Here is a 21058-nt window from a genome sequence, read left to right as displayed (position 1 = left end):
GTAATGTATCACGCAAAGAGGATAGCTTTTCATTTTCATTCTGATTAGCCCATATTTTTTCAAAGATTGGCTCAACCGTAGCTGTAAATAGTGTCACTATTTCTTGCGAGGGAACAAGTATTTCTGTCTTTTGAAAATCAGGTACTGTGAGTTGTTGTTGCGTCGTTCCTGTTCCAGTAATGTGAAGCTGTTTTAACCATAAATAGAGGTATTTTGCAGAAACAATTTCTGTTTTTGGTATCAGAGTTACTAAACGCACGATTGGCACATAAGGAATATGACGCAAACACACAAAACCTATTGTTCCACGAGCTGATACAGTCACGCTTTCTTCGGATATTTTAGGTTTGTCAGTAAATCCGTAAAGCCCCTCATTGCTCAATCCGTTTGAGTAAATCGGATATTCATACAAATCAGTTTTTATTGGGGATACATTTTGAGGTTTATCTCCACCTGCACCCATTATAGAAATATTACCAAGCGTTGATACCGACCAGTCGCTTGGCTTTCGATTACTGAATGGTTCGAAATCAATAAACCACGACTTGAATATAGCTTGAGCTTGCTGCTCTAAATTCTTATTTATCTTGTTATTAAGTTCTATTTTCTGCTCTAACAATCCCAGAAACCCGCCAATTTTCTTTTGAACACCGATTTCCGGGATATCTATTTGTATTTTTCTGAATTCGGCTTGTTTTATGCCTGTCACAGTTGTACCTGTTTCCCGAGCTTTCAATAATGACTGCCCAATAGAAGATTGCAGGAAATATAGCAAATACTCATTATCCAGAACATCTGCCTTTCCTCGAAGTGTCAATAATCTCTGTGCAATGCCAACACCATCTCGGTCAAGTCTTGCTACCATTCCCATAGGAGCTTCTGTTGTCAAAAGAACATCTCCAACTTTTGGAAATCCCCGTACCATAAACCGCTTATACTCATCAGGGGATATATAATAGCACAATGAATAATCAATGTGATTGTTTTTTACTGATTTTGCACTAAGTGTAGGAATTCCTGATTCTGATTTCTTAGGTGTTTTACCCCTGTAATCAATAATTACTTCTAAGGCATCTTCCATTGTATATGTCTTAAAATTCATACCCTATCGCCCCCAGTTTCTTGCGAATTTCTTCTTCCAGCTCATGTGATTTTTCAAACATACCTGAAAGCTCAGATGTAAGTCGTTTCATCTTTTCCTCGAATGGTTCTCCATCGTCTTCCTGTTCTTCAATCCCTACATATCTGCCGGGAGTAAGAATATAGTCCTGCTTTGCTATATCTTCAATATCTGCAACAGCACAAAATCCTTTTACTACTTCCAATGTTCCTTCCTGGAATTCTGTAAAAGTTTTGGCAAGTTTCTCTATGTCTCCGCCCGGCTTATCATCAAAATCACGATGTTTACGGTCAACCATGTGTCCCATTTTACGTGCGTCAATAAACAGTGTTTTACCCTTCTGTTTTTTATTTTTTGTAATAAACCACAGAGTCACCGGAATCGTTACACTATAAAACAGCTGTGTCGGCATAGCAATAATGCCTTCAACCAAATCTGCCTCTATGATCTTACGACGGATTTCACCTTCCCCGCTGGATTGTGTTGATAATGCTCCGTTGGCAAGAACAAGTCCGATTTTCCCATTAGGTGCAAGATGATGAATCATATGCTGTATCCACGCATAGTTGGCATTGCCTGCCGGTGGAATTCCGAACTTCCAGCGTACATCATCCAGAAGTTTTTCCTGATTCCATGGATGATAATTAAAAGGCGGATTTGCAAGAATAAAATCAGCCTTTAATGTAGGATGCAAATCATTTGTAAAAGTATCTGCCTGATATGGTCCGAAATCTGCATCGATTCCTCTGATTGCCATATTCATTTGTGCCATTTTCCATGTATCCGCATTAGCTTCCTGTCCATAAACAGATATCGCTCCTCTCTTACCATTGTGAGCTTCTATAAATTTTGAACTCTGCACAAACATTCCGCCTGACCCACAGCACGGGTCATATACACGACAGTTTTCAAAAGGCTTGAGGATTTCAACCAAAGTCTTTACTACGCTTGATGGTGTGTAGAACTCGCCCCCACTGGCACCTTCTTTTTCTGCGAACTGTGCAATACAGTACTCATACGTTCGGCCTAATAAATCCTCACTATGTTCGGCATCCTCCATCTTTATTTTATTTGTAAAAATATCAACAACATCACCTAAAACTCGTTTATCAAGATCTGGGCTGGCATAGTTCTTAGGCAATACATTTTTAAGTTTCTTATTTTCTGCCTCAATTGCTCTCATAGCATTATCGATCACCGTCCCGATTTCAGGAGTATGTGCTGCAGAAGCAATGGTGCTCCATCTTGCTTCCTCTGGTACAAAGAAAATATTCTCCATTGTATATGCATCTCTGTCATCTTCAAAGCCATCCCCTTCTTCTACCAGTTCATTATATCGTTTATCGAATGCACTGGAGATATAGCGCAGAAAGATCAAACCAATAATAACCTTCCTGTACTCCGCTGCCGGGATATGCCCCCAGAGGACACACGCAGCATCCCACAATTCTTTTTCAAATCCTATATTCGCATTTGTCTTAGCTTTAGCCATTTTTTACCTCGCTTTATCTACCATTTCTTTATATGCTCCCACCGCTTCCTCCGGTCCTATGATCCTGATCCCTCCGCCGAACTGGAACACCCAGCCGTAAAAGGTCGGACTCAGGTCTACCGGGACTTTTGCGAGAAACTTATCTTCTGACAGTTCCTCAGTCTCCACATCAATACCGAAGCGGTCGATCACGTATTTCATCAGTGACGTGTCACACTCGAGTTCCACTGTGGTTTCTTCGCCGCCGAACATCTGGAACACCTTATTGGAGTATGCAGACACATCGAAACCCTCAGGTTTTGGTACAGCATCTTCTTCCATTATCTTCGGTGTTTTCATCCTGTCGATCCGGAAGGCCGTGACTGTCTCACGCTTATCAGAATATCCGAGGACATAATAGTAATCCTCATTCCAGTAAAGCACATAGGGACTGAGTATATAGACCTCACCGTCGTTTCTCAGGATCTTCTCTTTCCTGCCGTTGTACTCCGTATACTGGAAGCTGATCTTCTTTTTCCGGTTTATAGCTTCCGTTATGGTATCGATGATGTAATACAGCCCTTTATTATCGGCTTTCGTTTTTCCGATGGCACGCACATGCCTTTTCAGCTGCTCTCGCTGCTGCATACCTGCCAGTGACATGATCTTTTTTGTGAGCCGTTTGCTTTTCGTTTCCGATATGAACCTTGCCGACGACACTGCATCCAGTAGCATTTTCAGCTCCGGTATCTCGAATGTACGCTCTCCCCAGAAGTATTTATTGGGAGAGCTTTTAACTACCACGATATCGTATCCCATCGATATCAGCAGTCTGAGATCACTGCGAAGTGTCTTCCTGTCTATCTGAAACCCTTTCCCTGCTAAATAGTCCATGATTTCCACTGTGCTGACAGGATGGCTTTCATCCGTCGTTTTATATAACAGCTCCAGTATCAGGAGCATTCTTTTCTTCGTGCTGCTGGTATCCATTCCAAATCTCCCCAAACTTTGCATTTTCAAGCTGCCCGGCTGTTATCTACTACAAAGAAAATTATACCATAGACTGAGGATCTATACAAATCAAAACGCCTCAAAATCCGGGCAACTAGGGTAACTGATTCCCCAGCTTTGTCCTATATCATCTTTTTATCCCAAAACGCCCTGCTCGAATGCTTTTTTGCATTTTCTCCAGACATTCCCTTGATATCATGATCCCGTGCATCATGACATCATTGTTTTTTTTGATTAAAATAAAACAGCAGCCGTTTTTCTTCGACTACTGTCTTATTCGATGTAAATATTATTCAGTTTTTCTAATGTTTGAGACAGCCCATATCAATTACCTCAAACTTATTTATAACACATTACTTAAATAAGTTTTTTCTCACTATTTCTTCTTAATAATCCATTCCACATGCATAGGCTTTTTCAATCAATGCACGGTCATTAACCACTGCATCATAGAAACGGAATCCACCAGAGAAGTTATATGTCTCATAACCATTCCCTTCCAGAATACGACTGGCTATATAACTGCGCAGTCCACTCTGACAGATCAGATAAACCGGCTTTCCCTTTTCGATCTCTTTGATACGTTCCCTCAGTTCATCTACAGGAATGTTTTTAAATCCCTCAATACACCCTCTGCTGAATTCATCTGCAGTTCTTACATCCACCAGCACAGCACTTCCATCTTTGGGAATCGTATCCACATCCTCCAAATGCCACTGTTTCAAGATTCCTTTTTCTATGTTGTCTACCATGAATCCAACCATATTTACAGGATCTTTTGCAGAGGAGTAAGGTGGTGCATATGCAAGATCAAGATCTTTCAGCTGGCTTGCCTTCAGCCTTGCATGAATCGCTGTTGCCAGCACATCAATACGTTTATCAACCCCTTCATATCCAATTATCTGGGCACCGAGCAAGCGATAAGTCTCTTTTTCAAAAACCACCTTCATGGTCATCACTTTGCCACCAGGATAATAGCTGGCATGACTCATAGGAGAAAGAATTACTGTATCCACATCTAATCCTGACTTTTTGGCATTGGTTTCATTAATACCTGTAGTGGCTGCTGTCATATCAAATATTTTTATTACTGAACTTCCTTGACTACCCAAGTAGCAACTATCACCACCACAAATATTGTCAGCGATGATCCTTCCCTGTTTATTTGCAGGTCCCGCTAAAGAAATTAACGCATCATCACCAGTAACATAATGTTTTACCTGAACTGCATCCCCCGCAGCATAAATATCCGGTACTGAAGTCTCCATTCTGTCATTCACTACGATGCTTCCCTTGATGCCAAGTTCCAGACCGGCTTCTTTTGCTAGTGCTGTATCCGGTGTGACTCCGATTGCCAGTACTCCCATATCAGCATGAAGAGATGGATTATCTTTCAATAAAACCTCTACTCCATTATTCTTTTCTTTAAATCCTTCTACCGTATAGCCTAATGCCAGTTTTATCCCATGTTTTCTCATTTCATTATGGATCATGGATGCCATATCCGGATCAAAAGGATTCATTAACTGCTTAGGACGTTGGATGATAGTAACATCAATGCCAAGCTCCCTCAAATTTTCTGCCAACTCCAAACCAATAAAACCACCACCAGCCAGCACAGCAGATTTAGGATGATTCTTATTAATATACTCCTTGATTTGGATAGTATCTTCTACTGTACGCAGTGTAAAAAGGTTATCGATACCTACTCCCGGAAGGTTCGGTTGTGTAGGCTTTGCACCTGGAGAAAGGATAAGCTTATCGTAATTTTCTTCAAATATTTCATCATTTTCCAAATTCTTCACTGAAACAGTCTTACGATCCGGATGTATAGAAATAACTTCATGATGGATCTTCATATTGATACGAAATCTTTTAAAGAAACTCTCTGGTGTCTGTAATGTAAGGTCTTCCGGGTCTGTGATTACATCTCCAATATAGTATGGGAGCCCACAATTTGCATAAGATATGTATCCAGATCTTTCAAATACAGTAATTTCAGCATGTTCGTCCAATCTGCGTATCCTTGCTGCGGCTGTAGCTCCACCTGCTACACCTCCTACGATTACTACCTTCATCTTATTTTTCCACCTTTTCTTTCCTATTCCCGGAAATCATTTTATGCCCTGTATACGTCGCCATTGCCATACAAAACATAGAACTTAAAGCAAAGTATTTGTGACTTGGTTTTAGCCCTTTATAACCAGTGTAAAACGTACCCGTCATTGTGATCAATGCTCCTACTGACCAATATTTATGTGCTTTCATAAAATTCCTCCCTTTTTCACAAACTGTAATTTGTTGAGTATTTCGTTCCTCTGCCGTTACCTGTCTTTATCACATATCCTTTTTTCTCAAGTATCCCCAATAGCTTTAACGTCTTATTTTTGCCGAACCCTGCCGCCTTAGCGATTTGAGAACTTGTTTTTCCAAGCCTGTCCATGCTGTCGTAAATGATTTTCTCATCGCCAGTAAGATCGCCACCGGATGTGATCACAGGTAAAGTTACTTTGATCATATTCTCGGAAAACTCATGTATCGGTTTTGCCTTGCTGCTTGCATATGCTGCATTTATCCTCTGAACGCCCGTTCCAAAACTTTCTATAATATTCAACCGAAAAAAAACAGCGCCGATGATCGGATTACGCAGCACAGAGATCTGTCCATTGAGATATTCCTCCCTGGTGATGCCTTTCGGCAGTCCTCCTGGTGAAAAAACTTCAATGCGATCTTCATACATTGCTACTCTGATATGTGACCTCACATCCCAGGCTCTGTGCACCAGTGCATTTGCAATGGTTTCTCTGAACGCTTTTTCCGGAATGGTTTCAACCGTCTCCCTGATTGCACCTTTGATTTCATCATACTGATAATATTTTCTATAAAGTTCTATCACCTCATCATACTGTTTAAGTATCGATCTGTGTTCGAAAATCTCACGATCCAGTATTATATCTATCGTTTCCCCAAAACGTGCACAGTCGATACCATATGTTCCATTTTTATCAGCAAGTAAAACCCCTGCGTTATTGTATTTCCCGTCTGCACCAAGTACTCCGATAGTCCTGAGTATATCTGTACTGATAGCACTGATACCGAGCTGCTCTTTCATCTTGCCCTCAAGGATCGTAAACTCGAGATCTTTCACATCGGATGCTAATTCATCGTACGAACGATCTTCACCTTCCAGAATAAGACGATTCGACTCCAGACGATCCACTTCGATCGTTGCCGTATCATTTCTCTTGTAAGCTTTTGATTTATAATAATACGGTTTATAGATTCCTTCTTTTACTTCCAATGTAATGACATTCGTATCATCATCCACAGATATCCAATAATCGGGCACCGGAGAAATACTGTCGTTTATTCTGTTTTCTATATCCAGACATGCATTACCAGCATCTTCTATCCCAACAAACTTGCCATCATCAGTAATGCCAAACCGGATGATCCCGTCACCAAAATTGGCATATGCGCTGACTGTCTTTAAAAATGTATTTGTTACTCGCTCTTTCACTTCAAACGAACGGGTCTCTTTCATCTGCCAAACCTCCAGTACTGTTTTAGTACCTTTATTATATCAAAACAAACGAAAAAGTAAACGTATTTATTTGCGTTTGATTTTTCGTTTATTTTATAAACTGGAATTTCCCTGTTCTTCATGTGCAATCACTGAAGTTCCCCTGGAAATGCAAAAGACCCGAAGCTTTCGCTTCGAGCCTTTTCGTTGGCTAGGGTAGCAGGATTCGAACCTGCGCATGATGGAATCAGAATCCATTGCCTTACCGCTTGGCGATACCCCAACGCTTATCTATATTGTTTGACTTGTTTACAAATGGGGTGGATAGTGGGATTCGAACCCACGCATAACGGAGCCACAACCCGCTGTCTTAACCACTTGACTATACCCACCATATTGGAGGCGACACCCGGATTTGAACCGGGGAATAAAGGTTTTGCAGACCTCTGCCTTACCACTTGGCTATGTCGCCTCAAGGAGCTTGCGCCCCTGAATAAGAATTGGCGATCCGGAACGGGCTCGAACCGTCGACCTCCAGCGTGACAGGCTGGCATTCTAACCAACTGAACTACCGGACCATGGTGGACGTTATAGGGCTCGAACCTATGACCCTCTGCTTGTAAGGCAGATGCTCTCCCAGCTGAGCTAAACGTCCATAAACAATTCTTATAAAAATGGTAGCGGCGAGTGGAGTCGAACCACCGACCTTCCGGGTATGAACCGGACGCTCTAGCCAACTAAGCTACACCGCCACACTGCAGCAGCTTTTCCGCCGCCGCAGGAATTATATTATCATTTTGCAGCTATAATGTCAAGCCATTTTGCAGTTTATTTTTTTATTTTTTGGACTGGTTTTTTTCATGCTTTTCCAGCTCCTCTTCATCCGGCAAAGCTACCTTGGAAGCAACCGTTGCAGGTGCTTCATAACAGCGGAAACATTCATCCACTAATTTGTCCGACGGCTTTGGAGTCAGAAGGCTTACGACCGGCACAAGGATCAGACTTGCAATCATCGCAAACGCTCCAGCATTGATCGGAGACTGCAGGACAGCCGGGAATATCTGCGGACACAGCATTACCAGGATCATTGTTCCTGCGCCAAAGATAAAGCTTGCCCAGCATCCACTCTTCGTTGTCTTCTTCCAATACAGGCCATAAATAAGCGGGCCAAGGAATGAACCCGCCAATGCACCCCAGGAAATCCCCATAAGCTGCGCAATGAAAGTCACCGAACTGTTGTACTGGATCAGAGCAATAACGACCGAAATCAAAATGAATACCACAATAAGCACGCGAATCATGCGCACCTGTGTTTTTTCACTCATATCCTTTATGAAATTCTTATTGATGAAATCCAGCGTCAGCGTCGAGCTTGATGCAATAACCAGCGAAGAAAGCGTGGACATGGATGCCGATAATACCAGCAGAACCACAAGACCGATCAGCGCATCCGAAAGTCCAGACAGCATCGTTGGGATAATAGAGTCGAATCCATTCGCCACAACATCCACCTGATCTGAAAACAGTCTGCCAAATCCGCCCAGGAAATAGCATCCGCCAGATACTACAACAGCAAACAACGTGGAAATTATCGTACCCTTCTTGATCGCATTCTCACTATTGATCGCATAAAACTTCTGTACCATCTGCGGCAGTCCCCAGGTTCCCAGAGACGTCAAAACAACAACACCTAGAAGATTCAGCGGATCCGGTCCAAGGAATGATGCAAACGCACCGTTCATCGCAGTTGCTTCTGGATCCTGCACCTCTGCTAAGGAATGCATTGCTTCCGTAAATCCGCCCTTGCTTTGCAGAACTGCTGCAATCACAGCACAGATCCCAAACAGCATGATGATACCCTGAATAAAATCATTGATCGCTGTCGCCATATACCCGCCGGCAATTACATAGATTCCTGTAAGAACAGCCATAACGATAACGCATATTGTAAAATCAATATCGAATGCCATGGCAAACAGCCTTGATAATCCATTATATAACGAAGCCGTATAAGGGATCAGAAAGATAAAAATCAGTGCCGATGCTCCGATTTTCAGCGATTTACTGTCAAAACGCGATCCGAAAAATTCCGGCATGGTCGCTGAATCTAAATGCTGCGTCATAATACGCGTTCTTCTCCCTAATATGACCCATGCCAGCAGTGATCCAATAATAGCATTCCCCAGACCGATCCAAGTGGAAGCAATCCCGTATTTCCACCCAAACTGTCCTGCATATCCTACGAATACAACCGCCGAAAAATAAGAAGTCCCATAAGCGAAAGCAGTCAGCCACGGACCTACGGAACGACCTCCAAGAACAAAACCTTTTACGTCTGTGGCGTGTTTCCGGCAATACAGCCCGATTCCCACCATGATCGCAAAATATACTACTAAAATACCTATTTTGATTCCCATAATGACTCTCCTGCAAACGTTGATTTCTCTATTCTAACACCCGGATTTTACTTTACTACTCATCTGCTTTCAAGTCAAGGCTTTTCCGTATATAAATACATCAGCTTCGATATAAATTCATTCAAATTTTTCCTGATACACCCTCTTCAGATTACGAAGACTTATGGCGTAGATCCTCCGCATATTTGCCGGCTTCAAACCTTTTTCATGTGCAATGTCCTTCAGCTGGATCTCCTGTATCAGATGTTTCCAGATCAGTTCTCTATCCCGTTCCGCAAGACAGCTCACAGCCTCCAGCGCCTGGCTCTGTGCCTCTCGTTCCAATGCTATAGATAATGGATCCGGTTCCAGATAATCCGCCATCTTTATCGTAATGACCGCCGAGGGATCTTCATTAGCCCAGTTTCCCGACTCTCGCTTTTCTCTGCGAAAGTGATCGCGCAAAACATTTCTCGTGATCGCTTTCAGCCATTCCTTTGCTTTTGATTTGTCGCGAACCGATTCGATAGAACGCCAGGCTTTTTCCAGCACGATCTGCGTCAGCTCCTCCGTAACATTCGCATCCCCGATCACACTTTTGATGATTCGATACACATCCATCCGAAGAGAGTAGATGTATTCCAGGTAAAACTCCTTCTTCTCTTTTCCATTCATATTGGACCTCACTTACTACAAAGTTAAATTCGCTCCCTCCTGATCCAGATCGTTGAACAGTTGAAATGCCTCCTGTCCGCTGCAAGGCGTTTGGGAAAGCCACATTTCATCCACAGCTTCTGCCTGCAGGCGAAAACTACGAACGCCCTGGTTCATAAGATCTGTGTCACCGCAAACAAGTCTGTCGATCAGCGGTCTGGTATTCTCTTTTGATTTTACGGGAGCTCGGTAATAATACCAGCCATTCTCCTCTACCCAGATGCCATCTTTTATCGCTTTTGAATCGACACGACACTGTTTTTCATCAGACGGATCTTTGTAAATGATCCTGACTCGCAGCCAAAGCTTTCTTGAGCCATGATTTGTGATAGATGTATCATCATGAAAGATCAATTCACTACGCTTTTCCGGGTCTTCGCCTTTCATCTCAGCCAGCCTGCCCTCACCGTTGAGCCACATATGATAGATAGCGCCTGCATTCACAAGAACCAGACAAAGTATCCCAAGCATGAGTAACACTGACAACTTGTCCTGTCGTTTCATTTCTCTTTCCCCTTTCCACAAAAATCCTACCATTCTGTAAATCGGTTTACAAATATAACCCTCCCCGTTTTTTCGACACTCTTCTGCAAAATAAAACAAAGACTACCATTGACCGTTCTTCAGCCATATGATAGTCTTCTCATTTCTAATAACTGTACTGTTCTCCAGCCAGCTCTTTACGCTGACGGATCCAGAACATCTCGTATATAGTCACTAACTTCTTCGCATTTGATATGCAGCACATGGGCAAATTCCTCTTCCACCAGCCTTTCCGCTGTTTTCAAAGTATTGCTGTCCCGTGCCGGCAGTTTTTTCCCCAGCTGAACCAGCTCCTGACGTTTACGATGCAGACAGCGTATCATCAGGATCAGATCCTGATTCACTCCGTTGTTCAGGATCTCGTGAAAGCTTTCAGTCCGAAAACGCACATCTTTTTCCCACTCAAGCGTTCTGTCCTTCATCCGCACCAGCATTGCATTTATTTCGTCTTTTGTCATCAGTTCCCGCATCTTCGATACCAGCTTCTGATTATTTACCGGAACAAATATCGTCGATTTCGGATTGGACTCCGGCCGCAGGATATAGTACATCATTTTCTCTACACTCTGAGACAGCTGCATTGGTCTTATATCTTCAATGTTGCACATCCCGTTGATTCCATAAGATACATACTCCCCTATATCAAATCCGTTTCTATTCATTTTTATGTGACCTCCTAGTATCTATTATAGTCACTTTTCATCTTTTTTTCAAAGGGGGTATGGAAAAAAATTTTTCAGCGATACATCCAGTATCGGAGCTGAATGGGTCAGAGCACCGCAGGAAATGTAGTCTACACCGATTTTTTTCAGGTTTTCGATGTTTTCCCTGGTTACATTGCCAGAACACTCTGTTTTCGCTTTTCCTGCCGTGATTTCTACAGCCTTTTTCATATCCTCCGGAGTCATGTTATCAAGCATGATAATATCTGCTCCCGCTTCCACAGCTTCCCTTACCATTTCCAGAGTCTCTGTTTCCACCTCGATTTTTCGTACAAAAGGCGCGTACTCCTGTGCCGCTTTTACCGCTTCAGCAACACCGCCTGCTGCATTGATGTGATTATCCTTCAGCAGAACTCCATCCGAAAGATTATATCTGTGATTGTATCCTCCGCCAACTCTGACTGCATACTTTTCAAAAATCCGCATATTCGGAGTCGTCTTTCGCGTATCAAGAAGCCGTATACTGCTGCCTTCCAGCAAAGAGACGACCTGATTCGTATAAGTAGCAATCCCGCTCATGCGCTGCAAATAATTGAGCGCTGTACGTTCTCCCGTAAGGATCGCATGTGCATTTCCCGACACTACAGCCAGAAGCTGTCCTTTAAAGACTGCGTCTCCATCTTCGCAGCGGAACTCCACCTTTGCTTCCGGATCCAATATCTGAAAGACACGTTCAAACACCGAAAGTCCTGCAATGATACCGTCCTGTTTACAAAGCAGATCCGCTCTGGCCTGCCGATCCGGTTCTATGACTGCACATGTCGTAACATCCTCACTGGAGACATCTTCCTCCAAGGCCATGCGAATCAATTTATCCGCCTGTATTTTTAACGTAATAGTATTGTTCATTATGCCGTCTCCTTTTTATCTTTAACGATGGCATCCCGAATCTTCCGCTTATTTTCATCCATATAGCGCTCCATATCCCGGAATGCCGCCAGATCCAGTCCATAATCCTTTGCAAGAACCGCCAGATCTTCGCCCAGATACTCCTGAAAACGCTGGCTTGCCGCATTGTTTGCCAGCCTCTTTGCCACTATATCCTTTGCAGCACTTTCCGCAAAGACCAAACTCTCCAGCAGAGAATTGCTCGCCAGCCGGTTCGCACCATGCACACCATTGCAGCAAGTTTCCCCTGCCGCATACAGATGATTCATGGAAGTACGGCTGCAAAGATCCACATCAACACCCCCCATGAAATAATGTTGTGCTGGAACGACCGGGATCCAGTCTTTCGTGATATCATAGCCCTCCTCAAGGCAGCGTTGATAAATATGTGGAAAACGAGTCCTTACATCCAGATCCTTGATTGGTAAAAATGAAAGCCACACATGATCCATGCCATCCTTTTCCATCTGCTTGAAAATCGCATTGGAGACCACATCACGCGGAAGAAGTTCATCTACAAAACGTTCTCCATCCTTATTATACAAATGTGCTCCCTCGCCTCTTACAGATTCTGAAATCAGGAATCGTCTGTCTTTATCTTTGGAAAACAGGGTCGTTGGATGGATCTGCACATAGCTGATATTTTTCAGGCGTATTCCGTGGCGAATAGAAATAGCCACCGCATCCCCTGTCAGATGCGGAAAATTAGTGGAGTTATCATAGATCCCTCCGATCCCGCCACATGCCCAGATCACGTCATCCGCAAATACGGCTTTTATCTGATCATCTGCCGTTTTCAGCAAAATCCCATCGCAGCCTTTCTCTCCACATAAAATATCCAGCATGGTGGTATGGGTAAGAATCTGGATATTCTTTCTCTGTTTCACCTGATTAAGAAGCTTGCTGGTGATTTCTTCTCCCGTGATATCCTCGTGAAAGAGAATTCGATTGGTAGAATGCGCGCCTTCTCTCGTGTATCGCAGCTGCTGTTTTTCCCGCTCAAATTCTACGCCATATCGAATCAGTTCCTCAATAACTGACCTGGAGCTGCTGATCATAAAATCAACAGACTCCGGACGATTTTCATAATGGCCGGCACGCATAGTATCTTCATAAAAGCTATCGTAATCATCATCGTCCTTCTGTACGCAAATCCCGCCTTGCGCCAGAAAAGAATCGCTTTCTTCCAGATCACCTTTTGTGATCATCAGAACATCCATGTTCTCAGACAGGTGAAGCGCTGCAAAGCATCCTGCCACACCGGTTCCTACAATGACCACATCATATTTTTCTTTCATGACCTTATCACGCCTTTCTTCTTATTTTGACAACTCCAGCATCCGCTTCATCGGTGCATGAGCTTCATGGATCAATTCAGCATCCATTTCAACCTGTGTTTCCTCATTTTCTAATGAAGCGATCACCTTGTCCAGACTGATCTTCTTCATGTTCGGACAAATCTGCACATTGCCCGCGGTATAAAATTTCTTATCGGGATTTCGTTTCTGCAATTCGTGAAATACGCCCATTTCTGTGGAAATAATAAACTCCTTCGCATCACTTTCTGTTGCATAATTGATGATCCCGGATGTGCTTCCTACATAATCGGCAAGCTCTGTCACTTCCGGTCTGCATTCCGGATGCACCAGAACCAGTGCCTCCGGTTTTGCTTCACGTGCTGCCAGGATCTGATCTTTCCGTACATTATGGTGCACATGACAGAATCCGTCATTAAATATAAAATTCTTTTCCGGGATCTGATCTGCTATGTAGTGTGCCAGATTCTGATCCGGAATAAAGAAAATATTCTGATTCGGCAACGCCTTAACGATTTTCAGCGCGTTGGATGACGTCACGCAAACATCACTGGCAGCCTTCAATTCCGCAGTAGAGTTGACGTAGCAGACAACGGCGACATCTTCATATTCCTCCCGTACTTCTGCAATTCGCTCTGTATCGGCCATATGCGCCATCGGGCAGTCCGCATCTGCAGCCGGGAGCAGGACTTTTTTCTCTGTGTTTAAAATTTTAGCGCTCTCTCCCATAAAAGAAACGCCACACAAAACAATGATTTCTGCATCAACCTTCGTGGCCATTTCGCTTAAATAATATGAATCGCCTACATAATCAGCGATATCCTGTACCTCGTCCGGTACATAATAGTGTGCCATGATCACTGCATTTTTTTCTTTTTTCAGTTCCTGGATCTTCCGGATTTTTGCTTCCATTGTGGTGAACTCCTTTTCACATGTCAAATTGTCTTGAGTATATCACCTTTTCATCGTTTTGACAAGACTTATATATTTACTTGTGTCTTGACACATTTTGCTGCAAAGGGCTTTGCAAAAAAACAGGCGCTTCCTCTTACATTGGGAAACGCCTGCTAAACAGCTACAGTTCTTCTACCATTTCCTCCAAAGGACGGTAGGTATTATGGAGTTCTTCATTTGGCTTCGCTTTTTCTGATGGATACCCCATCGGAAGCAGGCATACCGGCTTGATCTCATCCGGAAGCCGGAACATCTTCGCTACTTCATCCGCACGGAATCCCCTGACCCATACAGACCCGATTCCCAGATCCCAGGCTTCCAGCATCATATGTGTGCAGACAATACTTGCATCCATCTGTCCGGAGCTGAATCCAAAATCGTGTCGACTGTGCCATGCCTTGCGTTCATCGGCACATACAAGCAGGACTACCGGTGCATTATAGGCATACTTCGTGAGAAAACGAATTTTTTCCAGCGCGTCCTCACTCTTTAAAACGTAGATTTTCTGTGGCTGAAAATTCAATGCTGTCGGAGCCACCTGCCCTGCCTGCAGGATCTTCTGCATTTTTTCATCTTCAATGGGCTGTTGAGAAAAGGAACGCACAGAGTAACGCTCTTTTGCAAATTCTAAAAAGTCCATAACAAATCTCCTTTCATCCAACCGGAACATCTAGCCAGGACGGTCGCATCTGCAACGTCATGGGGAAAATTCTGAAGTCCGGATCATCTTTCGTCTGCGCCTTCAGTTCATCTTCAAGGTGTTTCGCACATGTGCTGAACACGATCGGGATCCCTGTGCTGCGCGACAATTTCTGACACAACTCATACCCTTTCAGTATATCATCTGTTGTTGTTTCTGTCAGCATATGTGTGTTATTTACGATTCCGGTGATCGAAAGACCTGTCTCTTCTTCGATGCTTCTTAAATGAAACAAAGCACCTTCCAAAGTATCCGTCTCAAAGCGATTGGCATTGACTACAAGATACCGTTCTGTCTCTTTTGCCAGGAAGTATTTCCGAAACTGATTCATGATCCGTGCACCACTGTCGTTCCCACCGATGTCCGCTACTGTAGTGCACGTTTCATCTTCAAGCGGAGTTCGGATCTTCGCAGTGATAGCCGGAAGGTCTTCCGCAATATCAAATCCATATTCATTAAAATAAATTGAAATGCCCATCTCCTCCAGCATCTTCTGCCGCTCCCTGCTTCGAAAATACGGATTAGCGATATCCAGATCTAAAAGGGCTGTTTTTACACCGCTTCTTTTCAAATGCATGGCATAATTAACAGAAAACTCAGTTTTCCCACTTCCATAATGCCCAAGTACTGCTATAGCCTTTCCCATACTTTAACCTTCCCATGCCTCGATTGCCTTCATATTCGGCTCGATCAGCTTCGCTTTTCTTCCCGTCATCAGTTTTTCGAAGGTCTTTGCCATCGCAGCTTTCTCTACGACGCCTGTAATACGCAGGATCGCTCCCAGCATAACCATGTTAGCCGTTTTTTCATTACCGATCTTAGATTCCGCCAGTCCAATAGTGTCCACGTAATGAACGTTTATATCATCCCGTTCCACCTTCGTATCGATGATGGAGGAATTTATAAACAGATCTCCTCCAAGAACCAGCTGATCTATATACTTTTCAAGAGAAACTTTATTCATTGCCAGGAGCACGTCATAAGAACTCGGCAGCGGAGATGCGATCGGACGATCGGAAACTACAACGGTACAATTTGCAGTTCCTCCGCGCATTTCCGGTCCATAAGAAGGCATCCAGGTAACTTCTTTTTCTTCATACATTGCACTATATGCGATCATCTGGCCGATCAGCAGCACACCTTGTCCTCCAAATCCCGCCAGCAGCATTCTCGTTGTCGCCATGTTACTTTACCTCCTCCACAGACTTGAAATTTTTTACCGGATAATATGGGATCATCTTATCCTTGATAAAGTCCAGCGCAGCCACCGGAGAAAGACCCCAGTTAGTCGGGCAGGTAGACAGGAACTCTACGAAAGCAAACCCCAGTTTCTTTTCCTGCACTTCAAAGGCAGTCCGGATTGCTTTTTTTGCTTTCCTTACTTCCGCCGGAGAATGCAGGGAAACTCGTTCCACATAAACAGCGCCGTCTATGGTCGCCAGCATTTCGGAAATACGCAGTGGCGCTCCCGCCTGCTCTACCGTTCTTCCTTCCACACTGGTCGTCGTTTTTTGACCGATCAATGACGTCGGAGCCATCTGTCCTCCCGTCATACCGAAGATTGCGTTGTTAATGAAGAACGTACAGAACTTCTCGCCTCTATGGGCAGCGTGGATGATTTCTCCTGTTCCGATGGACGCCAGATCCCCATCTCCCTGATATGTGAATACATACGAATCCGGATGAACTCTCTTGATGCCGGATGCTACAGCTGGAGCTCTTCCGTGTGGAGATTCCATCATGTCCACGTTCATGAACTGGTGTGCCACGATAGAGCAGCCTACCGGAGAAACACCGATAGCATTCCCCAGTGCGCCCTTTTCTTCCAATACTTCCATGATCAGTCTATGTGCAATTCCATGCGTGCATCCCGGGCAGTAACTCGTGGTCATTTCCCGCATGCCTTTGGTAAATTCAAAAACAGGTTTCATCTATTTCGTGCCTCCCATCAGTGTCTTAGTTCTCTCTGCGATCTCTGCAGGGCTGAGCAGCATGCCGCCCACACGGTTTATGAGATCCACATGATGCCTTCCGTTGAGCGCCAGCTTCACATCATTGATCATCTGTCCCTGAGAAAGCTCAACGGAAATAACTTTTTTCACATTGTCTCCCAGGTTTTCAAATGCCTGATCCGGGAACGGCCAGAGAGTCTTCGGACGGATCAGCCCAGCCTCAATACCTTCTTTCTGCAAAATTTCCATTGCTTCTAAAACGACACGTGCGGTCGAACCATACGCCACGAAAACAACTTCAGCCTTGTCCAGGTTTCTTGCTTCGTATTCCGGCAGTTCGCGCTGTGCTCTTTCGTATTTCGGCCAGTACGCCATGATCTCTTCTTCCAGAAGTTCCTGCTTCAGTTGCAAAGACTTTATGACGTTGCGATCTCTCTGATCCTTGTGGCCCACCAGTGCCCAGGGTTTTTTCTTCGGAATATCCTCTTCTCTTGTATAGCCCTGATCTTCCGGCAATACGACAGGTTCCATCATCTGACCGATCATACCGTCTACTGCAATGATGACCGGATTTCTGTATTCATCAGCCACTTCATATGCTTTGCCGATCATATCCACCGCTTCCTGGATGGAGCTGGGTGCATATACGATGATGTGGTAGTCTCCGTTCCCACCGCCGCGAGTCACCTGGTTATAATCTGCCTGGGACGGCTGGATCGTTCCGATTCCAGGACCGCCTCTCATAACATTTAACAACACCAGCGGAAGCTGCACAGAACAGAATATAGACATTCCCTCCTGCATCAGCGCGATCCCCGGTGAAGAAGATGACAGCAGCACTCTTCCGCCTGCCGCCGACGCGCCATACGCCATATTGACAGCTGCCAGCTCACTCTCTGCCTGAATGAAAGATCCTCCCACTTTAGAAAGTTCTCTCGACATATATTCCGGGATCTCATTTTGGGGCGTGATCGGATATCCGAAATAGAATCTGCATCCGCTGCGGATCGCTGCGATGGCAAACGCCTCGTTCCCTTTCATTAATCTTTTTTCTGATGTACTCATTTCCTTGCTCCTTCTATTCAACTCTGTATATATTGATGGCACCATCCGGACACATAATGCCGCAGCTGCCACATGCAATGCATTCTTCTTCTGCGATGATATTCACGGCGTGATATCCATTGATATTAACTTCCGTATCATCAATAGCCAATATATGTTTTGGACAAACGGAAATGCATAACTCGCACCCCTTACATCTGTCTTTTCTTATTACAACTTTTGCTTTAGCCAACCCTGCTCACTCCTTTATAATTATACTTTTGACTCAATTTTTGTCAGCATCCACTATTATATACTATTTATTTTGCATTTGCGACACAAAAAATCAAAAAAAGAGCTTCCTTTGCAGTGTTTTGCTTGGAAGCTCTTTTCTTTTGTAAAATTTCATAAATTTTACAGGTAATATTATTAGTTTTTTATACGATATCCTTGGGAGGGTTATCGTCTATTTGACTTTCTCCAGATTTTTTGTTTCTCAGCATCACGAATCAGGTCATCGCGGAAATCTGGATGTGCGATCCCGATCAGTGCTTCTGCTCTCTGCCAGGTGGACATACCCTTCAGGCATACTTTTCCATATTCAGTAACCACATAATGAGCATTGGCTCTTGTATCCGTAACGATGGATCCTTCTGCCAGTGTCGGCCGAATCCGCGAATGCACTGTCCCATCCTTCGATGTAAATGTAGAAGAACAGCAGATAAAGCTTTTTCCTCCGCGGGAAAGATATGCTCCCATAACGAAATCCAGCTGTCCGCCAGCGCCGCTTATGTGTCTTGTTCCTGCACTTTCTGCGTTGATCTGCCCATATAAATCCACATCGACTGCATTGTTGATCGAAATAAAATTATCTATCGATGCGATTTTTTCAATTGAATTGGTATAGTCGATCGGCGCACACATACATTCCGGATTGTCATTGAGATAATCATACATTTTCTGTGTTCCGGCTGCAAACGCATACACCTGCCGTCCCTTATCAAGAGTCTTCTTTCTTCCTGTGATCCGGCCGTTCATAGCGATATCTGCAAAAGCGTCGATATACATTTCTGTATGTACGCCAAGATCTTTCAGATCTGATTCTGCGATCATCGCACCAACAGCGTTCGGCATCGCGCCAATCCCCATCTGCAGACACGCTCCATCCGGGATTTCCTCAATGATCATTCTGGCAACCTTTTCATCTACTTCCGTTGCCGGTGCTCCTGCACCTAGCTCACCGATCGGCGGGTTATCGCCTTCCACCACGTAATCTACCTGAGAAATATGGATAGATTCTTCAAATCCGCCCAGACAGCGCGGCATGTTCTCATTGACCTCTACGATCACAACATCTGCCACATCACAAATCGCCTGCAAATGAGATGCATTCGGTCCGAAATTGAAATATCCGAATCGATCCATAGGCGTCACCTGAAACATCGCTACGTTCAGATGTCTGATATTTTCTCTATAATACTTCGGCAGCTCCGAAAAGCGCATAGGGCTGTAAAAAGCAAATCCATCATTGATGGCCCGCCGTTCTATCCCGCTCATATGCCAGGAGTTCCATGTAAAATGTTCCGCCGTATTTTCTACTTTAAAGATTTCCGGAGTCCACAGCAGGATACCGCCTCGAACCTTTACATCTTCCAGTTCATCTGCTCTTGCTGCCAGCGCTGCATCCAGCGCTACCGGAGTTCCCGTTGTCCAGGCATAATCGACCCAGTCTCCGGATTTTATTACCTTGACTGCTTCATCAGCAGTCACCAGCTTCTGATTATATTGTGTTTGATAATCCATTTAAAATCTCCTTCAACACTACTCCTATACCTGAGTTCATGTATTATTTTATCACCGCACTGCTCACGGGTCAATGCAAAATTGGATAAAAATGGTACAGCGACTGGACGGTTGCAGCATTGTCCACCCTGTATTTTCCAACACCTTTGTTTGCCATATGCAAAGTCTCCCGAAACAGAGGCTTTCCGCCACCTCCTGCGGGAAATCTTTTTTTCATTATAAAAACAGGGAGGTTTTCCAATGGCTACTATAAGCCTCTGCTTGATCGCAAAAAACGAGGAAACCGTTCTGGCACGCTGTCTTGAGAGTGTTCAGGGATTGTTCGACGAGACGATCATCGTTGATACCGGAAGCATAGATTCCACGCAAAAAATCGCAGCCAGATACACTAGCAAGCTCTACTCCTTCCCGTGGAACTCTGATTTTGCTGCTGCTCGAAATTTTTCCTTTTCCAAAGCAACACAAGAATATATTTTTTGGATGGATGCTGACGATGTGTTCAAAGTCTCACATATGGCAGACTTCCTTTCATGGAAAGAAAAAAACTTTCAAAACGCTGATATGATCTATCTGCCGTACTACACCGCCTGGGATGATGCGGGAAAACCTCTTGTTTCCTTTGATCGAGAGCGTATTGTCCGCAATCACGCAGGATTTTCATGGGAAGGCCGTGTTCACGAAACACTGACGCATCCACATCCTGAAAAAATCACAAAATTGCGTCTCGACATCCCGATCTTTCACTATTCTGTTAAAACCACCTACAGCGATCGAAATCTTCTTATATATAAGAAACAGCTTGCAGAAGGCGAAACTCTATCGTTACGTGACACTTTTTATTATGCTCGTGAGCTGCTATATCATGAAAACTGGGATCAAGCTATCCATTATTTTACCACAT

Annotated in this window: 21 protein-coding genes and 6 tRNA genes; 1 reads left to right on the top strand and 26 read right to left on the bottom strand. The window is 44.0% G+C overall.

Going from position 1 to position 21058, the window contains the following annotated elements; translation table 11 throughout:
- The 26 genes from H8876_RS02485 to H8876_RS02360 form a co-directional block, all read right to left on the bottom strand.
- Positions 1 to 1102: restriction endonuclease subunit S (locus H8876_RS02485; RefSeq protein ID WP_249286381.1), on the bottom strand; the 1102-nt coding region annotated here is incomplete at its 3' end.
- Positions 1092 to 2612, bottom strand: coding sequence for a type I restriction-modification system subunit M (locus H8876_RS02480; protein WP_249286380.1), 1521 nt, complete (start codon positions 2610 to 2612; stop codon positions 1092 to 1094). The genes H8876_RS02485 and H8876_RS02480, both read right to left, overlap by 11 nt.
- A gap of 3 nt (positions 2613 to 2615) precedes the next feature.
- Positions 2616 to 3581 carry a helix-turn-helix transcriptional regulator gene (locus H8876_RS02475; RefSeq protein ID WP_249286379.1) on the bottom strand — a complete coding sequence of 322 codons (966 nt, stop codon included), beginning with the start codon at positions 3579 to 3581 and terminating at the stop codon, positions 2616 to 2618.
- 407 nt (positions 3582 to 3988) lie between these two features.
- The gene (locus H8876_RS02470; protein WP_249286378.1) at positions 3989 to 5680 is read right to left on the bottom strand and encodes a CoA-disulfide reductase; all 1692 of its coding nucleotides are present in this window, start codon (positions 5678 to 5680) and stop codon (positions 3989 to 3991) included.
- A gap of 1 nt (position 5681) precedes the next feature.
- A complete protein-coding gene (locus H8876_RS02465; protein WP_249286377.1) occupies positions 5682 to 5870 on the bottom strand; it encodes a DUF6219 family protein in 189 nt (62 codons plus the stop codon).
- Between the two features lie 16 nt (positions 5871 to 5886).
- Positions 5887 to 7146, bottom strand: a complete 1260-nt coding sequence (locus H8876_RS02460) for an ATP-binding protein (protein WP_249286376.1) — start codon at positions 7144 to 7146, stop codon at positions 5887 to 5889.
- Between the two features lie 187 nt (positions 7147 to 7333).
- Positions 7334 to 7408, bottom strand: a tRNA-Gln gene (locus tag H8876_RS02455).
- A 33-nt stretch (positions 7409 to 7441) separates the two neighbouring features.
- Positions 7442 to 7517: transfer RNA gene (locus H8876_RS02450), tRNA-His, on the bottom strand.
- Between the two features lie 5 nt (positions 7518 to 7522).
- Positions 7523 to 7597: transfer RNA gene (locus H8876_RS02445), tRNA-Cys, on the bottom strand.
- A gap of 29 nt (positions 7598 to 7626) precedes the next feature.
- A tRNA-Asp gene (locus H8876_RS02440) sits at positions 7627 to 7703 on the bottom strand.
- Between the two features lies 1 nt (position 7704).
- A tRNA-Val gene (locus H8876_RS02435) sits at positions 7705 to 7780 on the bottom strand.
- A 20-nt stretch (positions 7781 to 7800) separates the two neighbouring features.
- Positions 7801 to 7877: transfer RNA gene (locus tag H8876_RS02430), tRNA-Met, on the bottom strand.
- 84 nt (positions 7878 to 7961) lie between these two features.
- Positions 7962 to 9542: a sodium:solute symporter family protein gene (locus H8876_RS02425; RefSeq protein WP_249286375.1), complete on the bottom strand. Its 1581-nt coding sequence runs from the start codon at positions 9540 to 9542 to the stop codon at positions 7962 to 7964.
- 117 nt (positions 9543 to 9659) lie between these two features.
- Positions 9660 to 10196: an RNA polymerase sigma factor gene (locus tag H8876_RS02420; protein WP_177265444.1), complete on the bottom strand. Its 537-nt coding sequence runs from the start codon at positions 10194 to 10196 to the stop codon at positions 9660 to 9662.
- 15 nt (positions 10197 to 10211) lie between these two features.
- A complete protein-coding gene (locus H8876_RS02415) occupies positions 10212 to 10739 on the bottom strand; it encodes a hypothetical protein (RefSeq protein ID WP_249286374.1) in 528 nt (175 codons plus the stop codon).
- A 176-nt stretch (positions 10740 to 10915) separates the two neighbouring features.
- A complete protein-coding gene (locus H8876_RS02410) occupies positions 10916 to 11440 on the bottom strand; it encodes a CarD family transcriptional regulator (protein ID WP_249286373.1) in 525 nt (174 codons plus the stop codon).
- A gap of 48 nt (positions 11441 to 11488) precedes the next feature.
- The gene (gene nadC, locus H8876_RS02405) at positions 11489 to 12349 is read right to left on the bottom strand and encodes a carboxylating nicotinate-nucleotide diphosphorylase (protein ID WP_249286372.1); all 861 of its coding nucleotides are present in this window, start codon (positions 12347 to 12349) and stop codon (positions 11489 to 11491) included.
- Positions 12349 to 13686: an L-aspartate oxidase gene (locus H8876_RS02400; protein WP_249286371.1), complete on the bottom strand. Its 1338-nt coding sequence runs from the start codon at positions 13684 to 13686 to the stop codon at positions 12349 to 12351. Before H8876_RS02400 ends, nadC begins: the two co-directional genes overlap by 1 nt.
- A 21-nt stretch (positions 13687 to 13707) precedes the next feature.
- Positions 13708 to 14616, bottom strand: a complete 909-nt coding sequence (nadA, locus tag H8876_RS02395; protein ID WP_249286370.1) for a quinolinate synthase NadA — start codon at positions 14614 to 14616, stop codon at positions 13708 to 13710.
- A gap of 163 nt (positions 14617 to 14779) precedes the next feature.
- Entirely contained in the window at positions 14780 to 15298 is a 519-nt protein-coding gene (locus H8876_RS02390) for a nitroreductase family protein (protein ID WP_249286369.1), read from the bottom strand.
- A 13-nt stretch (positions 15299 to 15311) separates the two neighbouring features.
- Positions 15312 to 16004: an ATP-binding protein gene (locus H8876_RS02385; RefSeq protein ID WP_249286368.1), complete on the bottom strand. Its 693-nt coding sequence runs from the start codon at positions 16002 to 16004 to the stop codon at positions 15312 to 15314.
- A gap of 3 nt (positions 16005 to 16007) precedes the next feature.
- The gene (locus H8876_RS02380) at positions 16008 to 16541 is read right to left on the bottom strand and encodes a 2-oxoacid:acceptor oxidoreductase family protein (protein WP_249286367.1); all 534 of its coding nucleotides are present in this window, start codon (positions 16539 to 16541) and stop codon (positions 16008 to 16010) included.
- 1 nt (position 16542) lies between these two features.
- Positions 16543 to 17289: a thiamine pyrophosphate-dependent enzyme gene (locus H8876_RS02375; RefSeq protein WP_177264816.1), complete on the bottom strand. Its 747-nt coding sequence runs from the start codon at positions 17287 to 17289 to the stop codon at positions 16543 to 16545.
- Positions 17290 to 18375, bottom strand: a complete 1086-nt coding sequence (gene vorB / locus H8876_RS02370; RefSeq protein ID WP_249286366.1) for a 3-methyl-2-oxobutanoate dehydrogenase subunit VorB — start codon at positions 18373 to 18375, stop codon at positions 17290 to 17292.
- A gap of 13 nt (positions 18376 to 18388) precedes the next feature.
- The gene (locus H8876_RS02365; RefSeq protein WP_177264814.1) at positions 18389 to 18607 is read right to left on the bottom strand and encodes a 4Fe-4S dicluster domain-containing protein; all 219 of its coding nucleotides are present in this window, start codon (positions 18605 to 18607) and stop codon (positions 18389 to 18391) included.
- A gap of 206 nt (positions 18608 to 18813) precedes the next feature.
- A complete protein-coding gene (locus tag H8876_RS02360) occupies positions 18814 to 20157 on the bottom strand; it encodes a butyryl-CoA:acetate CoA-transferase (RefSeq protein ID WP_177264813.1) in 1344 nt (447 codons plus the stop codon).
- Positions 20158 to 20397: 240 nt separating this feature from the next.
- Here H8876_RS02360 and H8876_RS02355 point away from each other — a divergent pair.
- Positions 20398 to 21058: glycosyltransferase family 2 protein (locus H8876_RS02355; protein ID WP_249286365.1), on the top strand; the 661-nt coding region annotated here is incomplete at its 3' end.

This window comes from Lentihominibacter faecis (assembly GCF_014306095.1).
Lineage (GTDB): Bacteria > Bacillota > Clostridia > Peptostreptococcales > Anaerovoracaceae > Lentihominibacter > Lentihominibacter faecis.
The sequence above is the reverse complement of the archived record's forward strand: the minus strand, read 5'-3'. Positions and strand labels throughout refer to the sequence as shown.

Bases quoted from the DNA above. Each gene is read 5' to 3' on its own strand.
- H8876_RS02480 (WP_249286380.1), bottom strand. From the start codon at position 2,612: ATGGCTAAAGCTAAGACAAATGCGAATATAGGATTTGAAAAAGAATTG.
- H8876_RS02475 (WP_249286379.1), bottom strand. From the start codon at position 3,581: ATGGATACCAGCAGCACGAAGAAAAGAATGCTCCTGATACTGGAGCTG.
- H8876_RS02470 (WP_249286378.1), bottom strand. From the start codon at position 5,680: ATGAAGGTAGTAATCGTAGGAGGTGTAGCAGGTGGAGCTACAGCCGCA.
- H8876_RS02465 (WP_249286377.1), bottom strand. From the start codon at position 5,870: ATGAAAGCACATAAATATTGGTCAGTAGGAGCATTGATCACAATGACG.
- H8876_RS02460 (WP_249286376.1), bottom strand. From the start codon at position 7,146: ATGAAAGAGACCCGTTCGTTTGAAGTGAAAGAGCGAGTAACAAATACA.
- H8876_RS02425 (WP_249286375.1), bottom strand. From the start codon at position 9,542: ATGGGAATCAAAATAGGTATTTTAGTAGTATATTTTGCGATCATGGTG.
- H8876_RS02420 (WP_177265444.1), bottom strand. From the start codon at position 10,196: ATGAATGGAAAAGAGAAGAAGGAGTTTTACCTGGAATACATCTACTCT.
- H8876_RS02415 (WP_249286374.1), bottom strand. From the start codon at position 10,739: ATGAAACGACAGGACAAGTTGTCAGTGTTACTCATGCTTGGGATACTT.
- H8876_RS02410 (WP_249286373.1), bottom strand. From the start codon at position 11,440: ATGAATAGAAACGGATTTGATATAGGGGAGTATGTATCTTATGGAATC.
- nadC (WP_249286372.1), bottom strand. From the start codon at position 12,349: ATGAACAATACTATTACGTTAAAAATACAGGCGGATAAATTGATTCGC.
- H8876_RS02400 (WP_249286371.1), bottom strand. From the start codon at position 13,686: ATGAAAGAAAAATATGATGTGGTCATTGTAGGAACCGGTGTGGCAGGA.
- nadA (WP_249286370.1), bottom strand. From the start codon at position 14,616: ATGGAAGCAAAAATCCGGAAGATCCAGGAACTGAAAAAAGAAAAAAAT.
- H8876_RS02390 (WP_249286369.1), bottom strand. From the start codon at position 15,298: ATGGACTTTTTAGAATTTGCAAAAGAGCGTTACTCTGTGCGTTCCTTT.
- H8876_RS02385 (WP_249286368.1), bottom strand. From the start codon at position 16,004: ATGGGAAAGGCTATAGCAGTACTTGGGCATTATGGAAGTGGGAAAACT.
- H8876_RS02380 (WP_249286367.1), bottom strand. From the start codon at position 16,541: ATGGCGACAACGAGAATGCTGCTGGCGGGATTTGGAGGACAAGGTGTG.
- H8876_RS02375 (WP_177264816.1), bottom strand. From the start codon at position 17,289: ATGAAACCTGTTTTTGAATTTACCAAAGGCATGCGGGAAATGACCACG.
- vorB (WP_249286366.1), bottom strand. From the start codon at position 18,375: ATGAGTACATCAGAAAAAAGATTAATGAAAGGGAACGAGGCGTTTGCC.
- H8876_RS02360 (WP_177264813.1), bottom strand. From the start codon at position 20,157: ATGGATTATCAAACACAATATAATCAGAAGCTGGTGACTGCTGATGAA.